This window comes from Novosphingobium sp. KA1 (assembly GCF_017309955.1).
Classification (GTDB): Bacteria; Pseudomonadota; Alphaproteobacteria; order Sphingomonadales; family Sphingomonadaceae; genus Novosphingobium.
Window position 1 is genome coordinate 1835462 of the sequence record NZ_CP021247.1, and the last position, 23881, is coordinate 1859342.

The 23881-nt window shown below is 64.4% G+C and carries 18 protein-coding genes; 9 read left to right on the forward strand and 9 right to left on the reverse strand.

The features are described from left to right. Positions 1 to 2 precede the first annotated feature (2 nt). Genes CA833_RS08985 through CA833_RS08995 form a run of 3 tightly spaced genes read left to right on the forward strand, consistent with a single transcriptional unit; the run spans position 3 to position 7102 of the window. Positions 3 to 4355, forward strand: coding sequence for an N-6 DNA methylase (locus tag CA833_RS08985; protein ID WP_207079870.1), 4353 nt, complete (start codon positions 3 to 5; stop codon positions 4353 to 4355). Then, positions 4339 to 6321: a chromosome segregation protein SMC gene (locus CA833_RS08990; protein WP_242526350.1), complete on the forward strand. Its 1983-nt coding sequence runs from the start codon at positions 4339 to 4341 to the stop codon at positions 6319 to 6321. The genes CA833_RS08985 and CA833_RS08990 overlap by 17 nt, the downstream gene beginning before the upstream one ends. 7 nt (positions 6322 to 6328) lie before the next feature. Beyond that, positions 6329 to 7102, forward strand: coding sequence for an HNH endonuclease (locus CA833_RS08995; RefSeq protein ID WP_207079871.1), 774 nt, complete (start codon positions 6329 to 6331; stop codon positions 7100 to 7102). Between the two features lie 484 nt (positions 7103 to 7586). On the opposite strand, the gene CA833_RS09000 is transcribed toward CA833_RS08995, so the two are convergent. Next, positions 7587 to 9977, reverse strand: a complete 2391-nt coding sequence (locus tag CA833_RS09000) for an arylsulfatase (protein WP_242526351.1) — start codon at positions 9975 to 9977, stop codon at positions 7587 to 7589. A 96-nt stretch (positions 9978 to 10073) separates the two neighbouring features. On the opposite strand from CA833_RS09000, the gene CA833_RS09005 reads away from it, so the two are divergent. Next, positions 10074 to 11024 (forward strand): LysR family transcriptional regulator, encoded by a 951-nt coding sequence (locus tag CA833_RS09005; protein ID WP_207079872.1) that lies wholly within the window; start codon positions 10074 to 10076, stop codon positions 11022 to 11024. On the opposite strand, the gene CA833_RS09010 is transcribed toward CA833_RS09005, so the two are convergent. Continuing rightward, positions 10993 to 11532, reverse strand: a complete 540-nt coding sequence (locus tag CA833_RS09010) for a methylated-DNA--[protein]-cysteine S-methyltransferase (protein ID WP_207079873.1) — start codon at positions 11530 to 11532, stop codon at positions 10993 to 10995. The two genes, CA833_RS09005 and CA833_RS09010, sit on opposite strands and share 32 nt — an antisense overlap. Before the next feature lie 125 nt (positions 11533 to 11657). On the opposite strand from CA833_RS09010, the gene CA833_RS09015 reads away from it, so the two are divergent. Further along, the gene (locus CA833_RS09015; RefSeq protein ID WP_207079874.1) at positions 11658 to 12092 is read left to right on the forward strand and encodes a GNAT family acetyltransferase; all 435 of its coding nucleotides are present in this window, start codon (positions 11658 to 11660) and stop codon (positions 12090 to 12092) included. A 305-nt stretch (positions 12093 to 12397) separates the two neighbouring features. On the opposite strand, the gene CA833_RS09020 is transcribed toward CA833_RS09015, so the two are convergent. From CA833_RS09020 to CA833_RS09035, 4 genes are all read right to left on the reverse strand, one after another. After that, positions 12398 to 12817: a hypothetical protein gene (locus tag CA833_RS09020; RefSeq protein WP_207079875.1), complete on the reverse strand. Its 420-nt coding sequence runs from the start codon at positions 12815 to 12817 to the stop codon at positions 12398 to 12400. A gap of 130 nt (positions 12818 to 12947) precedes the next feature. Beyond that, the gene (tldD, locus tag CA833_RS09025; RefSeq protein WP_207079876.1) at positions 12948 to 14366 is read right to left on the reverse strand and encodes a metalloprotease TldD; all 1419 of its coding nucleotides are present in this window, start codon (positions 14364 to 14366) and stop codon (positions 12948 to 12950) included. A gap of 82 nt (positions 14367 to 14448) precedes the next feature. Then, the gene (locus CA833_RS09030; protein ID WP_142635833.1) at positions 14449 to 14661 is read right to left on the reverse strand and encodes a zinc-finger domain-containing protein; all 213 of its coding nucleotides are present in this window, start codon (positions 14659 to 14661) and stop codon (positions 14449 to 14451) included. A gap of 97 nt (positions 14662 to 14758) precedes the next feature. Next, positions 14759 to 15328 carry an FMN-dependent NADH-azoreductase gene (locus tag CA833_RS09035; RefSeq protein ID WP_207079877.1) on the reverse strand — a complete coding sequence of 190 codons (570 nt, stop codon included), beginning with the start codon at positions 15326 to 15328 and terminating at the stop codon, positions 14759 to 14761. A 128-nt stretch (positions 15329 to 15456) separates the two neighbouring features. Between CA833_RS09035 and CA833_RS09040 the strand changes: the two genes are divergently transcribed. Further along, the gene (locus CA833_RS09040) at positions 15457 to 15870 is read left to right on the forward strand and encodes a helix-turn-helix domain-containing protein (RefSeq protein WP_142637934.1); all 414 of its coding nucleotides are present in this window, start codon (positions 15457 to 15459) and stop codon (positions 15868 to 15870) included. Between the two features lie 138 nt (positions 15871 to 16008). Here the strand turns inward: CA833_RS09040 and CA833_RS09045 are convergent, their stop codons facing one another. Next, entirely contained in the window at positions 16009 to 17274 is a 1266-nt protein-coding gene (locus CA833_RS09045) for a cytochrome P450 (protein WP_142635829.1), read from the reverse strand. Between the two features lie 169 nt (positions 17275 to 17443). Here CA833_RS09045 and CA833_RS09050 point away from each other — a divergent pair, with 169 nt between their 5' ends. Continuing rightward, entirely contained in the window at positions 17444 to 18394 is a 951-nt protein-coding gene (locus CA833_RS09050; RefSeq protein ID WP_142635827.1) for an ABC transporter ATP-binding protein, read from the forward strand. A 79-nt stretch (positions 18395 to 18473) separates the two neighbouring features. On the opposite strand, the gene CA833_RS09055 is transcribed toward CA833_RS09050, so the two are convergent. Next, positions 18474 to 18668 carry a hypothetical protein gene (locus CA833_RS09055; protein ID WP_142635825.1) on the reverse strand — a complete coding sequence of 65 codons (195 nt, stop codon included), beginning with the start codon at positions 18666 to 18668 and terminating at the stop codon, positions 18474 to 18476. Between the two features lie 206 nt (positions 18669 to 18874). Here CA833_RS09055 and nadB point away from each other — a divergent pair, with 206 nt between their 5' ends. After that, positions 18875 to 20473: an L-aspartate oxidase gene (gene nadB / locus CA833_RS09060; RefSeq protein WP_142635824.1), complete on the forward strand. Its 1599-nt coding sequence runs from the start codon at positions 18875 to 18877 to the stop codon at positions 20471 to 20473. 52 nt (positions 20474 to 20525) lie between these two features. Here nadB and CA833_RS09065 read toward each other — a convergent pair whose 3' ends face one another. Then, positions 20526 to 20771, reverse strand: coding sequence for a GlsB/YeaQ/YmgE family stress response membrane protein (locus CA833_RS09065; RefSeq protein ID WP_142635822.1), 246 nt, complete (start codon positions 20769 to 20771; stop codon positions 20526 to 20528). 921 nt (positions 20772 to 21692) lie between these two features. On the opposite strand from CA833_RS09065, the gene CA833_RS09070 reads away from it, so the two are divergent. Further along, positions 21693 to 23615, forward strand: coding sequence for a ribonucleoside-diphosphate reductase subunit alpha (locus CA833_RS09070; RefSeq protein WP_242526376.1), 1923 nt, complete (start codon positions 21693 to 21695; stop codon positions 23613 to 23615). The last annotated feature ends 266 nt before the right edge of the window (positions 23616 to 23881 follow it).

Consider the following 23881-nt stretch of genomic DNA (forward strand, 5'->3'; position numbering starts at 1 on the left):
GCATGGCGCGCAAACCCGTCACCGACATGTCGGCATGGCCGGCCCTCGCGCTGGAAGGCAACCTCATCGCTCCGGCCATGGTCGCCAGCATCGACCGCCGGCAAGCCACCGATCAGGCGGAAGAGGATTATCGCATCCGCAAGGGGCTGACGATCCGCGAGGAGATTTCAACCTCCTTCCGCGTCGGCCAATCCCATTTTGACGCCTTCACGAAGCTGCCGAATCCCTCAGTCGAGGCGACCCGTCGCTTTGTCCGTGCTTTCCTAACGGAGACTTTCGGTTTCGACGATCTCGTCCCGGTCGACGGCACGCTCTCCTTCCTCGCCGGCAGCCGTGTCCCGATTGTCGTCGTGCCGCCATCTGAAGAGAAGCTCGATCGGCGTAGCCCGACCCTTTCGACCGACCGTTCACGGTCTCCGGCCTTCGCGCTTCAGGATTATCTCAACGATCATGACGATGCGCTTTGGGGGCTGGTCACAAACGGGACCATTCTACGTCTCATGCGGGACAATGCTTCGCTGACGCGGCCAGCCTACGTCGAAGCCGATCTCGCGCAGATATTCACCAACGAGGACGCCGCCTCCTTCGCGGTTCTCTGGTCATTGATCCACCGCACGCGGTTCGGTGCTGCGGGCGCCCCGGCCACGGATTGCGCGCTGGAACGTTGGCGTGATGCCGGCTCCCGCGAAGGCGAAGCCGCGCGCGATCGGCTGGCGGCGCAAGTGGAAACCGCGCTCCGGGTGCTCGGCTCGGGTTTCCTCGAAGCCAATCCCGATCTCGCTGCGCGCTTGAAGTCAGGCGAGATCGACCTGACCGAGTGGTTTAACGAACTGCTGCGCCTCGTTTATCGCCTGATCTTCCTAATGGTGGCCGAGGACCGGAACCTGCTCCATCCCGAAACGGCAGCACAGGACGCCCGTAAGCTCTACCGCGAAGGCTACAGCCTCGCCGCGCTGCGGGCTTCCTGTGTTCGCGCGGCTACCTGGGACAAGCATCACGATCGCTATGAGGGCATCAAGATCGTCTTCCGCGCGCTGGCGCATGGACAGGATGCGCTCGGCCTACCGGCACTCGGCGGACTTTTCAGCGATGATAAGCTGCCCCACCTCGAAACGGCCCGCCTGCGCAATCGCGCTTTCATGGAGGCGCTCTACCGCCTCTCCTGGCTTTCAGACAAAGCCGGTATGACGCCGGTGAACTGGCGCGTGATGGAGACCGAGGAGCTAGGCTCGGTCTATGAATCCCTCCTCGAACTCCAGCCGCAGCTTGGCGATGACGGCAAGAGCCTGCACTTCGCCTCAGAGGCGGCGGAGCAGAAGGGTAATCAGCGCAAGACCAGCAGTTCATATTATACGCCGGACAGCTTGGTGCAGGCGCTTCTCGACATCGCGCTCGACCCGGTGCTCGACGAGACCGAAGCCGAAGCAAGCGATCCCGCCCAAGCACTACTGAACCTTGCGATCATCGATCCGGCCTGCGGATCGGGCCACTTTCTTTTGGCTGCTGCCCGCCGCATCGCAACTCGACTGGCCCGTATACGGGCTGAAGGCACACCCGCTCTGGCCGATTTCCGTCATGCTCTGCGCGATGTGGCTCGCTGCTGCATCTACGGTGTGGACCGTAATCCAATGGCGGTCGAGTTGACCAAGGTCGCCCTCTGGATCGAGACCGTCGATCCCGGCCTTCCGCTCGGCTTCTTCGACGCGCAAATCCGTTGCGGCGATGCGCTGCTCGGCGTTTTCGACCTCAAAGTGCTGGAGGACGGTATTCCCGATGCCGCCTACAAACCCCTTGCCGGCGATAACAAAGACGTGGCGCGATATTACGCGCAGAAAAACAGACGTGAAGTAGCTGAAAAGGGCAAGATTGCGCAGGGCTTTGGCTTCAATCGGTCACGAGACTTCATGCGTGACTTCGAGGCGCTGCGTGCAATGCCCGAGAATACCGTCGAGCAGATCGAGGCCAAGGCGGAGCGCCTGCGCACGTTGACTGCTGAGGGTGCTGCTCGATGGACGTTAACGCGGGCGTGTGATTTCTATGTCGCTGCCTTCCTGAGTTCCAAGCGTGAGGGCGGGCAATATGCCGGACCCGATGGTTTACCTCGTAGGGGCGCGGAAACCGTGCCGACTTCAGGCACGATCTGGGAGCTTTTGCGAGGTGTAAGTCCATTCGCGCCCTTGGTCGGCGCCGCGACCGACGTGGCTGGGGCAGCACGAGCTTTGCACTGGCCTCTCGAATTTCCGGACGTGATGGCGCGCGGTGGATTCGACGTCGTATTGGGCAATCCCCCATGGGATACCATGAGCCCCGACTATAAGGAGTTTTTCTCCACCTACGATCCGAATGTTCGCCATCTATCTCCGGCAGAACAGAAGGTGGCATATGAAGAACTTTTGCTCGATCCCAAGATAGCGGAACGATGGGGGCGGCACTGCGAAGCGCTTTATGCTGCCGTTCATTTCATCAAATCAAGCGGGCGCTACAAGCTATTTGCCGAGGGTAATCTCGGAAAGGGCGACTTCAACGTCTATCGCATGTTTGTCGAAACCGCGCTTGCTGCTACCCGCAGCGGGCGCGTGGCGGCGCAGTTCGTGCCGGAAGGCTTGTATAACGGCGCCAACGCGACAGCTATACGCAAAGAGCTTTTCACCAAGTTCCGCCTCGAAAGACTGGCGGGCTTTGAGAATACCAAGGGGATCTGGTTCCCCGCTGTCGATACACGGATGAAATTCTGCCTCTATGTCGCCCGGAAAGGCGGAGAGACCGCGCTCGTACCGGCCGCATTCCGTGTCAATTCGACCGAGAAACTCCAAAGTCTCATGGCAGGGCGCATTCTCTCAATCCCCGTGGCAATCGTCGAAGAGTTTTCTCCCGACGCGGTGGCAGTGATGGAGTTTGCCGCGCAATCTGAAATCGATGTTTGCGCGAAGATGTACGGGCTTTATCCAAAATTTGGCGCTGAAATTAAGGATGTCCCATATCGACACTACATGCGCGAAGTCGATATGGGAACGGATCGCGGGCTGTTCTCCGAAGGTGACGACGGCCTACCTGTCTTTGAAGGGCGCATGATCGACGCCTACGATTACCGAGCCAAGGGCTATGTGTCGGGGCGGGGGCGTGCGGCCGTATGGGATGATCTACCCTTCGGCTCGCCAAATAAACGCATTCAGCCGCAGTGGCGTATCCTGCCCGAGAGCATTCCCGACAAGCTCTCGGGGCGCATTGATCGCTACCGGATCGGATTCGGAGATATTGCAAGCCCGACGAACCAGCGTGGTTTGATTGCTGCGCTTTTGCCAGGACCGAGCGTGAGCGGCCATAGTGTGCCGACGATTGAGTTTAACAATGCCGGACTCGATGCTTTGCTTCTTTGGCTCGGGGTCGCGAATTCATTTGCGATGGACTTTCTCGTCCGACCGAAAGTGTCTCTGCATATGACCTACACGATTATGGATAGCCTGCCTTTCCCAAGGACTGTTGCGGAAACTCCGGCTGCAATCGAAATCGTGCGCCGCGTTTGTGCGCTTTGTGCTGTCGGCCCTGAAATGCAAGGGCTTCGTCAGACAGCTGTAGAAGCTGGAATTTTGCCATCTCTTGACGATGTCGTTGAAGATCCAGATCGGCGTGCAGTACTATCGGCGGAGATCGACGTTTTGGTGGCGCGAGAAGTCTATGGCCTGGGCAAAAACGAGATGCTCTATATCCTCGATCCCGTGAACATCCTCGGAGAGGATTGCGGCATCGAGACTTTCAAGGCGCTTCGCAATCGCGAATACCGTGAGTTCAACGAGTTCCGCACTCAGCGATTGATAGAAGAGGCGTGGGATCGTCTGACAATTGCCGAGGCGAGGCCAGCTCCGGCCGACCTGCCAGATGGCGCATGGGCGCGGGCTACACAGCAGCCACATGACGCCGGCGCCGCCCTAACCGCGATCCTGAAGGCCATCGACGGGCCAACGCCAAGGGAAGCCATTCGTTTCGCTGCGGCGCTGGTCCTGGAGCCACACCTTCTGACGGCGCTGCTCCCGGCGGCGCAAGCACAACAGTGGCGGCGGCTGAACGGGCAAGAGGCTGAACCACGAACCGGCAATGTTTTCGGGTTCGCGGCGCGCACCAATCAGGGCTGGGGCACTTCCGTGTCCAACCATCGTGGCAACGGCCGCCTGATCGAAGACCTGTCGACCGGAACATGGGCGCCAGGGCCGGGCCTCGACGTGTTCGACACCACCGGCTGGCCGGACGGCCGAGCGCACTTCGTACTGGAGGCGTTACGATCACTCGATCTCGCTTCGACCGTTTCCTCTATGCCGGATGAGGTCCGGGACTGGATCGCCCATGCCGCAGCAGCATGAGATGTTCGCTCCTCCGAAACTCGACCTGACCGCTCCTGCAGGTCTGAAGGAGCCACGGCTTTGGGTGCGCCGCTTGGCTCTCTGGGAAGCGCCCGGCGGTCCGAAAATTCGCGAGGACATCTTACTTCGGCCGGGTCTCAACATCGTCTGGTCGCCCGATGGCTTCGATGATGACAACGCTAGCGGCGCGCGCGCCATCGGTCACGGAGCCGGCAAATCGCTATTCTGCCGTCTGCTGCGCTACTGCCTCGGCGAACAGCGCTTCGCAGACGAGACCCAGCGGGAGCGGATTGCGATCGCCTTCCCTGACGGCATCGTCGGCGCCGAGGTGATGCTCGATGGTGTATGTTGGGCAGTTGTCCGGCCATTGGGCAACCGGCGTCGCCATGTTGCCATCGCTGATGGCAACCTCGATGAGATCGCCGCAGGCGACGGCGCGACGACAAGCATCGACCCGCTGATCGAAGCCATCGAGCAGGCCATCGTCACGTCCTCTATCGCGAGTTTGGCCCGGCTTCAGCCCGGCCAGAAAGCATGGCCGATCGCGCTCGCCTGGCTGACGCGCGATCAGGAATGCCGTTTCGACGATGTTCTCGATTGGCGCTCTCCCGCCTCCGGTTCCGATGCACCGATACCGGCGAGCGGTCGCGAAACCGGGCCGCGGCGGGAGGCGCTTCGCGCGTTCCTCATGGCGATCACGGAAGAGGAGCAGCAGGCTCGGCGCAACGAGGAAACGCTGCGTGGAAATGTCACCAATGCGGAGCGTGAAATATCCCACATTACTTGGGATCTCGGTCGCCGCTATATCCGACTGATCGACCAACTCGGCCTCGGTGAACAGACACTGCCGGAAATGCCTTTGCTCCTGGAAGTGTTTCGGAAGACGACCGATGACCGGCTTGCCGCCGCAGCTCAGCTTCCCAGCGGCAACACCGCTGAGTTGGCGGCAGCACGGAAGGCATTGCAGGAGGCTAATGGCGAGTTGAGCCGCGCAAACGAAGAACGTGTTCGCCTGGATGCGCAGTTGCCCGCCGAGAAGCAGGTCCTCTCTCTGCTTTCCAGCGAAATCCCCGGTCTTTCAGCGGCAGCGGAAAACGCGGCAAGTCAGGTATGTCCGATCTGTGAAGTGCCGATCGATAAAGTCTTGTCGGAGGGGTGTGGCCTGTCTCACAGGCTGCACGACGAAGCGGAATGCCGAGCCCGGCTTGAAACGAAGCGCCAGGAAATCGGCGAGCAGAGGAAGAAAATCGACGATCTGGAAACGCGGTCAAAAGCACTCCAACCCGTCATCGCCTTGGCCAAGCAAAAAGCTGAGCAGGCGGAGAAGCGCGTCCAAGCCATTGAGGGCGTCCGTGATGCGCGCACGTCCGCATGGCAGGCCGCGACCCGTCTCACGGAGGGCGTCGAGCGATTTAGCGAACTATCGGCCGAACGGGATGATCTGCGAAAGCGGTTGCGGGGTTTTGAGGACAATCTGGTCAAAGAGCGCGAAAGGCTCGCCGCCTTCCGCGATAAGCAGGGGCTGACTTTTGGCAGGATCACGCAGAAATTCTCGGCCATCATTCGTCGGCTGGTCAACGACAACGCGAAGGGAACGGTTACTCTGAACGGGAACGGACTCGAAATTGTCGTCGATGTTGATGGAGATCGCCGCACAGCCGCCATAGAGTCCCTGAAAGTTTTGGCGTTCGATCTTGCCTGTCTCTGCCTGAGCATTGAGGGCGCAACACGCGTCCCGGCGTTTCTCGTTCATGATAGTCCCCGCGAGGCTGATCTTGGCCTTAGCATCTACGACGAGTTGTTCCACCTGATGTGTGAACTGGAGACACTGACCGAGGTCACGGCCTTCCAGTATATCGTGACGACCACAACACGTCCTCCCGATGATCTCCGCTGCGATCCTTGGCTGAGGCTGACCTTGAAAGGTGCGCCAGGTTCGGAGCGCCTCATGGCGCGCGATTTGTAGGCGGCCAATGCCTGAAGCCCCCCAATCCTTCATGGTCCGGGAAGAATGTGAGAAAGCCGCCTCACAAAACGGCTTTCGCCGTGTTCTGGGCGAAGAAGCAGGATGGCGTGCATTCGCGTCCACGACAGCGCATGGCACCATCTATCTGGCTGCTGAAACCAGTCATGGGCCGTGGTTTCTCGCCACCGACCATGCAGGTGTCGTCGCGGAGCTGGATTGGCCAGCCACCGTAATGCCTGGCCCCGGCACGCGACAGTACTCCTTCAATGCGCTGGGCGAACTCTACGCAGCGCTGAATCGCGTCTATGCCTTGTCGATCAGCCTTCCCGACGCACCCCTCCGGGAGTTCGAGCGGCGCGTAGCAGGTCTGTCTCGAACCACCGAGGTCGAGCGCTTGGTGGTGCAGCGGATCGGGCAAGACATCTTTCGGGACCGCCTTATGGACTACTGGCAGGGGCGTTGCCCTCTGACTGAGATTTCCGATCCGGCCCTGCTACGCGCGTCGCACATCATCCCTTGGGCGGACTGCGAAAGCGACGCCGAACGGCTCGACGTGCATAATGGCTTGCTGCTGTCAGCGTTGTGGGATGCCGCCTTCGATCGCGCGCTCGTGACCTTCGACGGCGAAGGCAAGCCTGAATTCTCCCCATCACTCACCGAGCACGCGCGCGCCGAATTACGCTGGAGCGCCCCCGTTCCGCTGACGGACAAGCATCGCGGACGGCTTGCCCGCCATCGCGAGAGAGCACGATCTCTATGGCAGCGTGGCCCGCAAGCTTGACGCCGCGCTCCAAGTGGCCAGATCGCGCTCCTTCACCCACGACGGCGCGGCGTGCCGGTCTGCCGAGCTGATACGGGAGCATAACGGTATCGCAGAGGGAAGCGTTCGATAAGGATGGCAAATCAGGCAGTGCATCGGTATGATATGGACGTTGCAAGCACTTTCACCACCCGAGCCTTCAAGCGGCGCTATCGCCGTCACCGGCGATAGATGGCGAGTTCTTCGTCCGGCTCATTCGCCGAAAAAAACCAATGTTTTCAAAAGCGGTAGGTTTTTGACGGTAGGTGCGACGGTATCTTGCTTGCCAAAAATATTTTTTCTCTTTGTTTTTCAATTGGATAAACTATGAGTCCGACAATTGAGTGGGAATGATTTGGCGTCTGGCACCGACTGGCAGCCAGTAGCACGAAAACGGAACTAAGCCCGCAGACATGCGGGCTTTTTCTGTTTTGGGGCTGGCGTTCTCGAACGGGTTTCGGCGCTGTCAGTCGAAGTCCAGCGAGACATGGGCGACGTCGCCTTCGATGGCGCCATGCGGGGTGGCATAGGCGGTTACCGGAACGCCGAGATCGCGGCCGATGTCGAGCGTTTCGCCGTTGCCCGCGGCCATCAACATCGAGGTCGGCAGGCGCGCGCTGCCCATCGGCACCCCGCCGGCGTCGAGGGTGACCGTTGCCGGTCCCGCCATGGCATCGACGGCAAAGCGCATCGTCAGCGTGACGGCGCCCGGCGGCAGGGGACGCTCCGCGACGAGGCGGGTCACTTCCTGCGGATCGGTGGAGCGCGCGGCAACGAAGGCGGGGCGGCCCTTGTCGAGATAGAGGCTCCATCCCCCGAAGCGGCTGCCATAGGCGACGACCGCGCCCGACGCGTCCGGGCGGTCCAGGGTGAGCTGGGCGGTCAGCGTGAAGCTGCGGGCGATCGGCACCGGCTCGCTGTTGGCGGGCAGGCTGACGTCCTTGCCCCAGAACTCGAACTGCTTGCGGGCTCCGGGGCGCATCATCGCCGCGCCGCGGGCCATGCCGAAGCGGTGGTCGAGCGGGAAGACTTGGTTGCGGGCGGCTTCCTCCTTCCACAGCGCCTGCATCGCCTGGAGCCGCGCGGGTTCCTGTGCGGCAAGGTCGTTGGCCTGCGAGAAGTCCCGGTCGAGATGGAAAAGCGACCATTGGATCTGCGGGCGGGGGCCGCCGGGAGGCAGGTTCTGCCAGGCCATGCGGCCATCGTCGCCGGACAGGAACCAGCCATCGTGATAGAGGCCGACCTTGCCGCCGATCTCGAAATACTGGGTGCGCGGCCTTGCCGCATCGCAGGCGGCGAGGCTGGCAAGCAGGCTTTGCCCGTCCATCGGTTTCTGGGAGACGCCGTAGACGCTCTGCGGCACCGGCAGTTGCGCCGCGTCGAGCACCGTGGGCGCAATGTCGACAAGATGGGAAAACGTCCCGCAGACCGCGCCGGGGTGCGCGACATGCCCTTTCCACGAGAGGATCATGCCGTTGCGAATGCCGCCGAGGTAGGAGGCATATTGTTTTGTCCAGCGCAGCGGCGTGTTCATCGCCCAGGCCCATCCGGCCGGATAGCTTTCGTAGGTCTCGCCGCTGCCCAGCCGGTCGATGTTGGCCTGCATCCAGGCCTCGCTCTCGTCATGATTTGTCATGCCGCGCAGTTCGTTGATCGTGCCTCGCGGCCCGGCCTCCGCGCTGGCGCCGTTGTCGCCCAGCACGAGTGCAACGAGCGTGCGATCGAGTTCGCCCATGCGCTGCAATTCGGCGATCACCCGCCCGATCTGCTCGTCCTGATAGACCAGCTGGGCGGCGGCGACTTCCATCGTGCGCGCGGCAAAGGCCTTCTGGCCCGGGGTCAGGCTGTCCCAGGCCGGGATTTCGGCAGGACGCGGCGTCAGCCGGGTGCCCTTGGGGATGATGCCCATGGCGAGTTGGCGCCGCCAGGTCTGCTCGCGCTGCACGTCCCAGCCGCCGTCGAACTTGCCCTTGAAGCGGGCGATGTATTCGGGCGGGGCCTGATGCGGCGCATGGGTGGAGCCGGGCGCCATGTAGACGAGGAAGGGCTTGTCGGACGCGGCCGCCTTCTGGTTGTGGATCCAGCGGATCGCATCGTCGGCCAGGCGGCTGTCGAGCAGGCGGCCTTCGCCGTCGTTGCCTTCGACCCGCTGGATGCCGCGATAGAGGATCGGTGAAAACTGGTCGCTGTCGCCGCTGACGAAGCCGAAGTAGTAATCGAAGCCCAGGCCGGTCGGCCAGCTGTCGAAGGGGCCGGCTTCGCTGCGTTCGTTGGAAGGCAGGTTATGGTGCTTGCCGAACATGGCGGTGCTGTAGCCGTTGAGGCGCAGGACCTGGGCGATCGTTGCGGTTTCGGGCAGGATCTTGCCGCCATAGCCGGGGAACGGCGAGGGCACGTCGCTGAGCCAGCCGACCCCGGCGGCATGGTGGTTGCGTCCGGTCAGTAGCGCGGCGCGGCTGGGTGAGCAGATGCCGGTGGTGTTGAAGCGGTTGTAGCGCTGGCCTTGCGCGGCCAGCCGCTCGAAATGGGGCGTCGGCACGGGGCCGCCGAACGCGCTGGACATCGCGAAGCCGACGTCGTCGCTCATCATCAGGAACACGTTGGGCGCGCCTTGCGGCGCCCGGACGGGTGCCTGCGGCATGCCCCTGGCATCGAGCGCGTTGTCGGCAAGGGTTCCGGCAAAGGGCGGCGGCGAGATCGGCAGGATCGTGCGGGCCGATTGGGCCAGCGTCTGGGCCAGCGTCTGGGCCAGCGTCTGGGCCTGCATCTGGGTCTGCATCTGGGCCTGCGTCGTTCCCGGAGCCGTGACCAATGCCAGCGCCGCTGCGCCTGCCAACCATCCGAACTTGTGTTGCATCGCTTCCTCGTCCCCTGTCCGGAGGCGAGATTGCGTTTCCCATTGCATGCTGTCCAATGCATATATGGGCATCATTTGATGCATGATGGGAATGCAATGGATCTGACCCGCTTGCGCCATGTCATGGCGGTGGCGCGAAATCGCAGCTTTTCGCGGGCGGCGGAGGAGGAGGGCATCACCCAGCCCGCGCTCAGCCGCAGCATCGCCGCCTTCGAGCAGCGCCACGGCGTTACGCTGTTCGACCGGGGGCGGGGCGGTGTTCATCTGACGGCAGTGGGCCGTCACGTGGTGGAGCAGGCGCGGCCGCTGCTCGATGCCGCGGGCGATCTCGAACGCAGCCTCAAGCGCTATCCCCAGGGCGAGCCCGGGCAGGTGGCGATCGGGCTCGGGCCGCTGATGGCCGGGCTGTTCCTGCCGCGGATCGGCAGCCTCCTCCTGGATAGCTGGCCGGGGATTCGCGTGCGCACGCTGGTCCGCTCGCCCGATCAGCTTGTCGCCGAACTGTTGAACGACCGCATCGAGATGATCCTCGGCAGCAACTGGAACCTGGGGCGGGTGGCGGGCACCGAGACGGTCCGGCTTGGCCAGGTGGAGATCGCCTGGATGGTGCGCGGGGGCCATCCGCTGGCGGGCAGGAGCGGGGTGACGGCGGCGGATCTCGAACGTTATCCCATCGCCAGCGCGGTCGATACCTTGTCCGGCGCGGTGGCGGACCGGACCGCGGCAGACAGGGCGGCGGCGGATGGGGCGGGCAGCTTCGTGTGCGACAACTTCCACGTCCTGCGCGAGACGGTGCTGGGCAGCGATTGCGTGTGGATGTCCTCGCCGGCCTTCCTCGCGCCGGACTTGCGGCAAGGGCGCATGGTGCGGCTTGCGGTGGCGGGCTCGGCGGCGATGCTGACCGATATCGTCATGATCATGCGGCGTGGGCGCAGCCGTTCACCGGCGATCCTGGCCATCGCCGAACACGTGCGGGCGCTGCTGGTGGAGGATGGGGACGGGGACGGGGACGCGGTCAGAGCAGGAGGTTCGGGCCCTCCAGCTTGAGCAGGAAGGCCTTGGCCTCCAGCCCGCCGGCAAACCCGGTCAGCGCGCCGCCGGCGCCGACCACGCGGTGGCAGGGCGCGATGATCGAGATCGGGTTGCGGCCGTTGGCGGCGCCCACCGCGCGGCTGGCGCCGGGGCGGCCGATCGCCTCGGCAATCTGGCGGTAGCTGCGGGTCTCGCCGTAGGGGATCGTCAGAAGCGCCTGCCACACGCTTTGCTGGAATGCGGTGCCGCGAAAGTCGAGCGGCAGGTCGAACACCGTGCGCCGCCCCGCAAAATAGTCCGCGAGTTGGGCCCGGGCCTGTTCCAGCACGGGATGGGCATCACCCGGGGGGAGTTCGTGCAGGGGCACGTGGTGGGTGGCGTGCAGGTGCACGCGGCGGGGAGCGTGCAGGGGCACGCGGCGGGGGTCGTCGTTTTCCCATAGCACTGCCACCAGCCCGGCATCGCTGGCGACCAGCGTCAGTTCGCCGACGGGCGAGGGCATTCGGGACATGTGCAAGGACATCGGTGAACTCCAGTAGCGGGACGGGATAGAGCCCCGGCTGGTCCTGGGAAAGGGCTCTATTCGATTGATTTTGCCGGACCTTGCGGCAAACCTGCCGGGCCTGTCGTTTTGCCGGAGGTGGATGCATGGCTGTTCAAATCGTCGTTGCCGGGGCTGCCGACCGCGAGGAGGTCGTTGCGCTCTGGCAGGCGGCGGGGCTCACCCGGCCGTGGAACGATCCACGCGCGGATTTCGACCTTGCTTGCCGGGGAGGGGCCTGCCGGGGAGGGACAAGCGTGATCCTGCTTGCGCGCGAGCAAGGCGGTCTGGTCGGAACCGCGATGGTCGGTTTCGACGGCCATCGCGGCTGGGTCTACTACCTCGGCGTCAGGGAAGAACGGCGGGGCAAGGGGATCGCCCGCATGCTGATGGGGGCCTGCGAAGACTGGCTGGTCGCGCGGGGCAGCCCCAAGATCCAGCTCATGGTGCGGGGCGACAACCAGGCCGCGCTGGGGTTCTACGCGGCCCTGGGGTATGCCCGGCAGGACGTGGTGACGCTGGGGAAACGGCTGGATGGCTAGGCGTCCGGCCGTTTCCGCTTTTAGGTCGTAAACGCATAAACGGCACCATCGAGGTTTGAGGCAAAATGGCTCGGCGGCAGGAGGGAAGGCGCTGGAATATGTCGATATTTCAAGACTTCCCGACGCAGCGCTGGGCCATTTTGGCCAAATCCCGCAGGGACGCCCAAATGGCTTCCATCTCGAACCGAAGCGGCCTTGGACGGGCAACCAGCCCGTCCGGCGGCAACTTCGGCCCGAGCTGTTCGCCATTTGGGCGCCTCGATGGCGGCGTTTATGCGTTTACGACCTAGTCCGCTCGGCAGCGATCAGTTGGCCGCAGCGGTCTTTTTCACGCGGGTATAGGGCACGAAGTCCTGCAGGCCGACAAAACCGCTCCACATCCGGCTGGTGCGGTCATGGAGCTGCACCGTGTCGAGGCGGCAGAGCTGGCTCGAGAATGTCTTGGTGACAAGGATGTCGTCGTTGTCGAGCCGGTCGGCATTGGTCGGCCGGTTGACGTAGAGCGTGCGGCCGACGCGGTAGACGAGCGCGGTCTTGTCGACGATCACGGTGCTGTCGGACTGGCTGAGCTGGATGCAGGTCACCGGCTTGCCGGCTTCGCGGCCTTCCAGCAGCTTGGCGAGCTGTTCCTCGCCGGTCAGCTTCTTCTTGGCGGCAAACGCTGCCGGGGCGGCAATGAGGCTGGCCGTGACGAGCGCGGCAGCGAAGACATGTTTGTACGTCATTGTCTTACCTTCCACAAAAATCCGCCCTGCACTGACATTGGCACGCAGCGCCTGAACCGGCAATGACCATAACGCATGGGCGCAGGCAGGGGGCGCCCTGTCGTCAGCCTCCTCCAAGCCTGGTCCGGATTCAGGCCGTACCGCCCACGGTGATGCCGTCGATCAGCAGGGTGGGCTGGCCGACGCCCGCCGGAACGCTCTGCCCGCCCTTGCCGCAGACGCCGACGCCGCGATCGAGTTCGAGATCGTTGCCGATGCCGGTCACGCGGGTCAGCACGGTGGGACCGTCGCCGATCAGCGTCGCGCCCTTGATCGGCGCGCCCAGCTTGCCGTTCTCGACCTTGTAGGCCTCGTTGCAGGAGAACACGAACTTGCCCGAGACGATATCGACCTGGCCGCCGCCCATCGACTTCACGAAGATGCCCTTCTTCATGCGCGCGAGCAGTTCGGCGGGATCGTCCTTGCCCGCCTTCATGAAGGTGTTGGTCATGCGCACCTGCGGGGCATAGGCGTAGTTCTCGCGCCGGCCGTTGCCGGTCGACTGCACGCCCATGAGCCGCGCGTTCATGCGGTCCTGCATGTAGCCCCTCAGCACGCCGTCCTCGATCAGCACGGTTTCCTGCGTGGGGGTGCCCTCGTCGTCGATCGAGAGCGAACCGCGCCGGTCACTGATCGAACCGTCGTCGATCACGGTCACGCCGGGGGCGGCCACACGCTCGCCGATGCGGCCGGAAAAGGCGGAAGTGCCCTTGCGGTTGAAATCGCCTTCGAGGCCGTGGCCGACCGCCTCGTGCAGGATCACGCCGGGCCAGCCGGGGGACAGCAGCACGGCCATTTCGCCAGCGGGCGCGTCCACGCTTTCGAGGTTCACCAGCGCCTGATCCAGCGCGGTATCGATGGCGCGGTTCCAGTTCGCGGGATCAAACAGCGTGTCGTAGAGATAGCGCCCACCCATGCCGAACGAGCCGGTTTCGCGCCGTCCGTTGCTTTCGGCGACAATCGAGACCGAGAGCCGCACCAGCGGGCGCACGTCGGTGGCGATGAAGCCGTCGGGGCGGACGATCTCGACCACCGACCACTGCCCGGTCAGGCTGGCGCTGACTTGCGAGACGCGCGGATCGCGGGCGCGGGCGGCCGCGTCGATCTGTTCCAGCAGGCGCACCTTGTCCTCGAAGGGCACGAGGTCGAGCGGCGAGGCATCGGTGTAGAGATGGCGATTGCTGCGCGGCGGCGGGAGCGGGCGGGTGCCGGTGGCAGGATCGAGCAGTTGCAGCGTCTCGCCCGCGCGGCGGATGGCGGCGGCGGAGATCTCGTTGGCGTGGGCAAAGCCGGTCATCTCGCCGGTCACGCCGCGCAGGCCGAAACCGGCATCGCGCGAATAGTCGGCGGTTTTCAGACGGCCGTCGTCGAAGCCGAAGGCCTCGGTGGCAATGAACTGCATGTAGAGTTCGCCGTCCTCGCAGCGCTGCAAGGTCTCGCGGGCAAGGGCCTGGGCCTCGTCGGGCGAAAGCTGGCGATAGAGGAGCGAGCGCGGATCGGGGCTGGTCATGCCCACGGATATAGGGCGGCGATCCGCGGTATCAAATGAATTGAGGGCCGGGTCATCGGACCCGGCGCGAAAGGAAAGTCGATCAGGCCGCCTGCTGGTCGGCCGGGCCGCCCTTGAGGACGAAGTGGCGGTCGCAATAACCGCAGTCGACATAACCCTTCTCGTCGATCTCCAGCCACACGCGCGGGTGGCCGAGGGCGGCAGCCTTGTAGGTGCCGTTCGAGCGGATGTCGGTGGCCCCGTCGCAGGAAACGCGGTGGGAATCGGTGTAGACGGTTTCGGGCTGCGTGCTCATGGTTGGGCCGATTACCAAGCCTCCGGAAGAATTTCCAGCGGGCAAATGATCCGGGCGCGCGGCGAAATGCGCGCGCCCGGTATCGTCCCGCGCAATATCAGGCGGGAACAGTCAGGGCGCCGGCTTCGGCAAGCGCGTCGGCCAGGGCCTTCTCGCGGACTTCCGGCCCGATGGCGATGCCTTCGGCCAGGACAAAGATCGGATCGGTGATGCCGATGAAGCCGAGCACGGCGCGCAGGTAGCTTTCGGCATGCTCGACGGTGGCGCCGGGCTGGCCTTCACCGTAGTAGCCGCCGCGCGACAGGGCGACGTAGACCTTCTTGCCGCCGGCCAGGCCCTTGGGGCCTTCGGCGGTGTACTGGAAGGTCTTGCCGGCCACCAGCACGCGGTCGAACCAGGCCTTGAGCTGGCTGGGGATGGTGAAGTTGTACATGCCGGCGCCGATCACGATCACGTCGGCGGCGAGGAATTCGGCGAGTTCCGGCGTACCGTCCGGGTTGCCGAGAACGTCGAGCGTCAGGTGCGGCAGGGCTTCGGCGGCGAGGTCGTGGTAGCTGACTTCGAGCGAGGGATCGGCCGCGGTCAGGTTGGCGACGATGGCGGCCGAAACCGCACGGCTGACCGAGTTTTCGCCGAGGATGCTGGAATCGAGGTGGAGAAGCTTCATGGGGGAGTGCCTTCAGTTGGGAACAGGTGGCCTGGAAACATGCCAGTCTGGAAAAATGACTGGGCATAGCTATGTTGCACCGCGGCGCGCGCCAAGAGCGCATTTTTTCAGGACCAGGTAACGTGAAGATGACTACCCTCGAGCTTGTCGATCTGCCGGAGCAGGCGTCTCCCGCCGAAGTTGTCCACTCCGTCCGCAGCTGCCGCATGTTCGGCGACATCCTTGCGCGCGTGGGTGACAAGTGGTCGATGCTGGTGGTCATGACGCTGCTGGAGGATAACCGCCATTTCAACGAGTTGAAGCGCGGGATCGACGGCATTTCGCAGCAGATGCTGTCCCGCACCTTGCGCGCGCTGGAGCGCGACGGGCTGGTGCTGCGCACGGTCCACGCCAGCGTGCCGGTACGGGTCGAATATGCGCTGAGCGGACTTGGTCGCTCGCTGGCGGAACCGGTCAAGGCGCTGGGCGCCTGGGCCTTTACCCACCGCGTGTCGATCGAGGCGAGCCGGGCGGTCTACGACAGCCGCAGCGACGGGGTTTGAGGGGGAAGCCTTTCGGCCCGGATAACCGTCATCCCCGCGAAGGCGGGGATCCCGCTTGTTCTTGCGGGCGTGGCGCGAAGGAAGCGGGCCCCCGCCTTCGCGGGGGCGACGGAGTGTTTTCGACAGGATTTCGAAGTATCATTCCAGCTTCAGGTGCAATTCCGCCAGCCCGCGAATGATGTAGCTTGGCTCGTAGGCGATGCGCCGCGCGCCCGCCGGGCCATGGTGCGCTTCGTCGAGCGTGATCGCGCGGGTCGCCGCCAGCAGGCATTCGAGCAGCACCGCCACTTCCGCCCGCGCCAGTTGCGCCCCGGCACAAGTATGGGCGCCGCGTCCGAAGGCGAGGTGTTCCTTGATGCGGGGTCGGCCGATCACGAAGTCGGCGGGGTTCTCCCAGCGGCGCGGATCGCGGTTGGCGGCGGATAGCGAGATTACCAGCCGCTGTCCGGCGGGCACCTCGACACCGCCGATCCGGGTCTTGCGGGCAGCGATGCGGAAGGTGGCCTTGGTCGAGCCTTCGATGCGCAGCACTTCCTCCAGGAACGGGCCGATCTGCGCCGGGTTATCGCGCAGTTGCTGTTGCAGCGGCTGGTCCTCGGCGAGACGGCGCAGGGCGTTGCCGATCAGCTTGGCGCTGGTGTCCTGTCCGGCGGCGAAGAGGAACATGGCGGACTTGACCACTTCCATCGCGTCCGGCGTCGAGCCGTCGGGATATGTGGCCATCGCCATCTCGGTCATCACGTCGTCCAGCGGCTGGGCGCGGCGCTCGGCGATGTAACGGACGAAGTAGCCGCCCATCGCCAGCAGCGGGTGGATCGACTGGCCCTCGTCTCCCGCATCCATGTTGCCCGGCGGCGGCGCCGCGTCGATCAGCGCGCGGAAGGCCTCGCGGTCCTCGGGCGGCACGCCCAGCAGGTCGGCGATGACCATGGTGACGAAGGGCGTCGCCACTTCGCCCACCAGTTCGCACCCGCCGCGCGCAACGATGCCCTGCACCATGTCTTCGGCGTAGCGGCGCATGAAGGCTGCGTTGTCCTTCAGGCGCGACGGCACGAACAGCGGATTGAGCAGGGCGCGCGCCGCCGCGTGGCGCGCGCCGTCATAGGAGACCAGCAGTTCGATCTCGCTACCGGGATGGCTGGCGAGTTGCTCGGAAATATCGTCGCCTTCCACCGCGAAGGGCAGCGGTGCCAGCGGATCGGGATTGAGCCAGGAGGAGAAATCGCGCGCGTTCAGCAGCACGTCCAGCGCTTCCTGAAAGCCGGTGACGAGCAGGATGTCGCGGCCCGGCATCGGGCAGACCGGCCCTTCGGCGCGCAGGCGCTCGAAATAGTCGTAGGGATCGAGCAACACCGCGTGGTCGGTGAAATAGTCGGGCTGCGTGTTCAGCGTTGCCGTGGCCATCGTTCGCTCTCCCACCGGTGGCAGGTCGGGACTCGCCTGCCTTTTGTGATATACAGTGGATCGTATTTGTTCGAAGGCAAGCCGTCAATCGCGCAATTGTTGCCGGGCCGCGCCGTCTATCCTGCCGCAGGCCCTTTACTGGCAGGCGATCCTGTCCCACATGCGGCGCATGACCAGCTCTGCAAGCGCCGCCATTTCCATCCGCGATCTCAAGAAGCGCTATGCCCCCGCGGGCAGTGGAGAAGGCAAGCTGGCGCTGAAGGGCGTGTCGTTCGATGTGCCCGAAGGCGGCATCTTCGGCCTGCTCGGCCCCAACGGCGCGGGCAAGTCGACGCTGATCAACATCATGGCGGGCCTGGTCCGCAAGACCTCCGGCTCGATCGACATCTGGGGCTTCGACATCGACCGCGACCAGCGCAATGCCAAGCGCTCGATCGGCATCGTGCCGCAGGAAATCGTCTTCGACCCGTTCTTCACGCCTTTCGAGGTGCTGGAGAACCAGGCCGGCCTCTACGGCATCGCCAAGACCCTGCGCCGCAGCGAGGATCTGCTGCGCGCCGTCCACCTCTCCGACAAGCGCGACGCCTATGCCCGTACGCTGTCCGGCGGCATGAAACGCCGCCTGCTGATCGCCAAGGCGCTGGTCCACCAGCCGCCGGTGCTGGTGCTGGACGAGCCGACCGCCGGCGTCGACGTCGAACTGCGCCGCCAGCTCTGGGAACTCGTCACCGAACTCAACCGCGAAGGCGCGACGATCGTGCTGACCACGCACTACCTCGAGGAAGCCGAGGAGCTGTGCGACCGCATCGCCATCATCAACCACGGTGAACTGATCGCCAACAAGCCGACCCGCGAACTCGTCGGCATGGCGCGCGAGAAGATCCTGGTCCTCACCCTCGACCGCGAGATGACCGAGCTGCCGAGCCACCCCGGCTTCGTGAAGTGCGAAAAGTCCGGCGAGCGCGAACTGCAGATCACCTACGACAAGGACCGGGCCAACGCGGGCGAGATTCTCTCGGCGGTGCAGGCGCAGGGGTTTGCCATCGTCGACGTGACGACGCGCGAGGCGGATCTGGAGGATGTCTTTGTCAGCCTGACGAGCGATGCCCGTCCTGCCTGATCGGGCTGGCCGGGTGGAGGCATTCCGAGAATAGGGGCGATTCGGCCGTCGCACCGGCCGAACGCAGGCATTTCAGGTTTCAGTCCGCCAGCTGGGCGGTTTCCGCCGGGTCTTCCCGCCACTGCTTCGGGCCGTGACGGCGGATGTCCTTGCCGCAGCCGTTGCAGGCCGCGACATAGTTCACGCCGTCCCAGCGCACTGCGCCGCGCCGGGGTTCATGCCGGTTGAAGGCGCAGAATATCGACCGAAAGGATTGCCTGGAAAACGAGGACATCACGACATGCTCCGTTCAAATGATTCCCGAAGCAGTTTCGAAGTGCTTCGTACGGCGCGACCGTCAGGCGGAATGGGGAGCGTTATGTCTTTGTGATTGGGTGGTTGTTTATCGCAATGATCGCTGCGCTGCAACATGATTGCGAGGCAAGCAAAGGTGCAAAGCTAAATATTGCGCCTTGGCGATAGTCTCGGCATGGAGCCCGGATGTCGACGAATCCTGCCCCCGCTTCCGCTTTTGACGTCATCGTGGTCGGTTCCGGCGCTGCCGGCCTGACCGCAGCGCTTGCGCTGGCCGAGAACCTCAAGGTGCTGGTCCTTGCCAAGGGCGGGCTGACCGGGGGGTCCACCGCCTGGGCGCAGGGCGGCATTGCCGCGGTGCTCGATGCCGGGGACACGTTCGAGGAGCATGTCAGCGACACGATGATTGCCGGGGCCGGGCTCAACCGGCTCGAGACCGTGGAGTTCGTGATCGAGCGGGCGCCGCTGGCGATCGAGCGCCTGGTCGAACTGGGGGTGCCGTTCAACACCGAGGGCGACGAGCTTCACCTCACCCGCGAGGGTGGCCATTCGCATCGCCGCATCGTCCATGTCGCCGATGCCACCGGCTGGGCGGTGCAGAGCGCGCTGCTCAAGGCGGCCGAGGACAATCCCAACATCACCCTGCTGCCGGGCCAGTCGTGCATCGACCTCATCACCGGGCGGCATGAGGAGCGTTATTCGGGCTCGGGCCGGGTCTGGGGGGTCTACGCGCTCGACGAGCAGACCGGCCGGGTCACGGCCCATACCGCCCGCGCGACGATCCTGGCGACGGGCGGCGCCGGCCGCGTCTACCAGTTCTCGACCGCGCCGCGCGGGGCGACCGGCGACGGCATCGCCATGGCCTGGCGGGCGGGCGCGCGTGTCTCCAACATGGAGATGATGCAGTTCCACCCGACCTGCCTCTACAATCTCGAGGTCAAGAATTTCCTCATCACCGAGGCGGTGCGCGGCGAGGGCGGACAACTGAGGCACCCGGTAACCGGACACCGCTTCATGCCCGACTATGACGAGCGGGCCGAACTGGCCCCGCGCGACGTTGTGGCGCGGGCCATCGACGACCAGATCAAGCGTTACGGCCTCGACTATGTCCATCTCGACATCAGCCACCAGCCCGAGGCCTTCGTGAAGGAGCACTTCCCGAACATCCACGAGAAGCTGCTGGGGCTTGGCATCGACATGACCAGGGAGCCGATCCCGGTGGTGCCCGCGCAGCACTATACCTGCGGCGGCATCCTCATCGACCTTGACGGCAAGACCGACCTGCCCGGTCTCTATGCGGCGGGCGAGTGCACCGAGAGCGGGCTGCACGGCGCCAATCGCCTGGCCTCGAACTCGCTGCTCGAGTGCTTCGTGTTCGGCGAGGCCTGCGCGGCGCATATCCTCGACCACTGGGACGCCTTCGACGCGCCGCCGCCGGTGCGCCAGTGGGACGAAAGCCGGGTGACCGATTCCGACGAGGAAGTCGTCATCAAGCAGAACTGGACCGAGATCCGCCGCTTCATGTGGAACTACGTGGGCATCGTGCGCACCACCAAGCGGCTGGAACGCGCGATGCACCGCATCCAGATGCTGAACGGCGAAGTGGAGGAATATTACCGCCACTTCCGCGTCTCGACCGATCTGATCGAACTGCGCAACCTGCTCCAGACCGCCGAACTCATCGTGCGATCGGCGCTGCACCGGCATGAGAGCCGGGGCCTGCATTTCACGCTCGACTATCCGGCAACCGAAGCGGCGCCGCAGGACACCGTGCTGGTGCCCTGATGACGCCCGGGGCGTAGGCGCAGGGCGCTCGTGCGCCCTGCTTGGGTTTGCGTCACATGCCGATATGCAGGGCGCGGCCGATGAAGATCAGCGCCATTGCGCCCAGTACCGAGGCGAGGCAGCCCGCGCGCTGGAAACCGGCCTCGCCGCGCGTGGTGATGAGCCCGGCGGCAAACGAACCGCCGATGCCGAGCAGGATCGTCGCGACCCAGCTCATGTCGACGAAGCCGGGATAGAGCCAGCGCGCCAGCACGCCGATGACGAGACCGCTGATGATGGCGCCGATCAGGTTGATCATGAAATCGAATGTCCTTGAAGCTTGGCCGGAATGGCGGGCGGGATGGTGAGGGTAGAAGTGTCCGCCTGAATGGAAGTTGCAAGGAGTCTTCGGCCAAGCGCGGACCGGACTCGGCGAATGCAGCGCGCGGAGTGCGGGATTCGCCGTGTCACGGCTTTGCGACGAACCGAGCGGCCGGTGATGGCGGGCACGGGGAAAACTGCGATCAAGTCTCTAGACAGGCGGCAAAAGCTGCCGTTCGGGGGGACTCGTTTCGCCGCAAACGCGATTCGCTTCGTCGCCGTTTTATGTGGAAAAATTTTTGTGATCGGGGGTGAAATTGCCCCTTGCGCAAATGCCCGATGACGCAGTTCCCGCGCGTCGCGCCCGCTATCTGCCTGTAAACCCCTCCCCTGCGCTTGCCGTTCGCGGGCACGACCCCCACTTGCGTTGGAAAGCAGAAAAGGCACTATGGGTTGTGGCGCGTCGGTCGCGGGGCATCTAAACCTAGGTATTGTCGTTTTCGGCTCGTGGGGGCACGGCGGGAACGATTCCGGGCGGGATGTCAGGCTTCTCGAGCAAGGTGCCTGGGTCGGTCAGGGAATTTTGTTCTCTTCTTGCGCCGTCCGTGCCCGCCGGGTCGATCCCTCGATCCCGGCGACTCGCGCGGATGGTTCCGGTCGGCCTCGACGCCAAGTTGTGAAGGCGCCCTGTGGCGCTTCGATGACGCCGCAGACAGCAACGGGGGCTAATGTGGATTTCAGGAACGGAAGCGACGCTGAAGTGAACAGCTCCGATGTTATGGATGGTCAGGTCGAGATGCCTGGCTTCGAATTGAACCGACCCGAGCCTTCGAAGGCGCCTGCGAAGGCTCCCAAGGCACCCGCCAAGGCAACCGGGGCGAAGCAGGAAAAGGAGGCGGGCGTGGGCCCGGCAATCGCGATGGACAAGACCGATACCGCTTCGGACGCACTGGTCGTTGATGCCCTGGCGGCTGTTGCCGCCGCCGCCTCGGCCGGCGCCGCCGCAAAGCCGCGCGTCAGCGATTCCAAGACGATCCACGATCGCCGCTTCACCATCGTCACCGACGATTCGCGCAACGACCTGCTGACCGATTTCGGCAAGGAAACGCTCGACGATCGTTACCTGCTGCCCGGCGAGAAGTACCAGGACCTGTTCGCCCGCGTCGCCGACGCCTATGCGGACGACCAGGAGCACGCCCAGCGCATCTACGACTACATCTCCAAGCTGTGGTTCATGCCCGCCACCCCCGTTCTCTCGAACGGCGGCACCGGCCGCGGGTTGCCGATCTCGTGCTACCTGAACTCGGTGGACGACAGCCTCGACGGCATTCTCGCCACCTGGACCGAGAACGTCTGGCTCGCCTCGCGCGGCGGCGGCATCGGCACCTACTGGGGCAACGTGCGCGGCATCGGTGAGCCGGTCGGTCTCAACGGCAAGACCAGCGGCATCATTCCCTTCGTGCGCGTGATGGATTCGCTCACCCTGGCGATCTCGCAGGGCTCGCTGCGCCGTGGTTCGGCGGCCTGCTACCTCGACGTCTCGCACCCCGAGATCGAGGAATTCCTCGAGATCCGCAACACCACGGGCGACTTCAACCGCAAGGCGCTCAACCTGCACCACGGCGTGCTGCTGACCGACGAGTTCATGGAAGCCGTGCGCGACGGTACCGACTTCGACCTCCGGAGCCCCAAGGACGGTTCGGTGCGCGGCACCGTGCACGCCCGCTCGCTGTTCCAGAAGCTGGTCGAAACCCGCCTGCGCACGGGCGAGCCCTACTTCGTGTTCTCCGACACCGTGAACCGCACGATGCCCAAGCATCACCGCGATCTCGGCCTCAAGGTCTCGACCTCGAACCTGTGCTCGGAAATCACCCTGCCGACCGGCCGCGACCACCTTGGTAACGACCGTACCGCCGTCTGCTGCCTGTCCTCGCTCAACATCGAGACCTGGGAAGAGTGGAAGGGCGAAAAGCGCTTCATCGAGGACGTGCTGCGTTTCCTCGACAACGTCCTGCAGGACTACATCGACCGCGCGCCCGACGAGATGGCCCGCGCCCGCTACTCCGCCGAGCGTGAACGCTCGGTCGGCATGGGCGTCATGGGCTTCCACTCGTACCTCCAGAAGCGCGGCATCGCCTTCGAGAGCGCGATGGCCAAGGCGCTGAACATGCAGATGTTCCAGCACATCGCCGCCAAGGCGGACGAAGCCTCGCTGCTGCTGGCCCAGGAACGCGGCGCCTGCCCGGACGCGGCCGACATGGGCGTGATGCAGCGCTTCAGCTGCAAGATGGCGATCGCGCCGACCGCGTCGATCTCGATCATCTGCGGTGGCACCTCCGCCTGCATCGAGCCGATCCCGGCCAATATCTACACCCACAAGACGCTCTCGGGCAGCTTCGTGGTGAAGAACCCCTACCTCGAAAAGCTGCTGGCCTCGAAGTCGAAGGATTCCACCAACGTGTGGAACTCGATCCTCGAACACGGCGGCTCGGTCCAGCAGCTCGACTTCCTCAGCCCCGAGGAAAAGGCGATCTTCAAGACCAGCTTCGAGATCGACCAGCGCTGGCTGCTCGAATTCGCGGCGGACCGTACGCCCTATATCGACCAGGCCCAGTCGCTGAACCTGTTCATCCCGGCGGACGTGGACAAGTGGGACCTGATGATGCTGCACTTCCAGGCCTGGGAGAAGGGCATCAAGTCGCTCTACTACCTGCGCTCGAAGTCGGTGCAGCGCGCGGGCTTCGCAGGCTCGGGCGGCGTCGAGGCGGACAATACGCCCGAAGCGCCCAAGTTCGAGATCGGCGAGACGACCGACTACGACGAGTGCCTTGCCTGCCAGTAAAGGTCGGCTGACAGGATCACCGAGAGACGGCTCTCCGGCTTCGTGCTGGAGGGCCGTTTTCGTTTTGGGGAAGAACAAGGGAGAAAGCAGGGGAGCATAGCCCCCCTGCACCCCCAATACCGTCTAGGTCACGCGGACCAACTGCGTGGCGCGCCCACGGCGGCGTCGGGAGGCTTAATGGCTGCGCCGCAGGGAGCGCACTATGGCAAGGCAGGGCGCAACAAATATGTTTCGAGGGTCTGGGGGATCTCTTGAGCTTGTCGAAG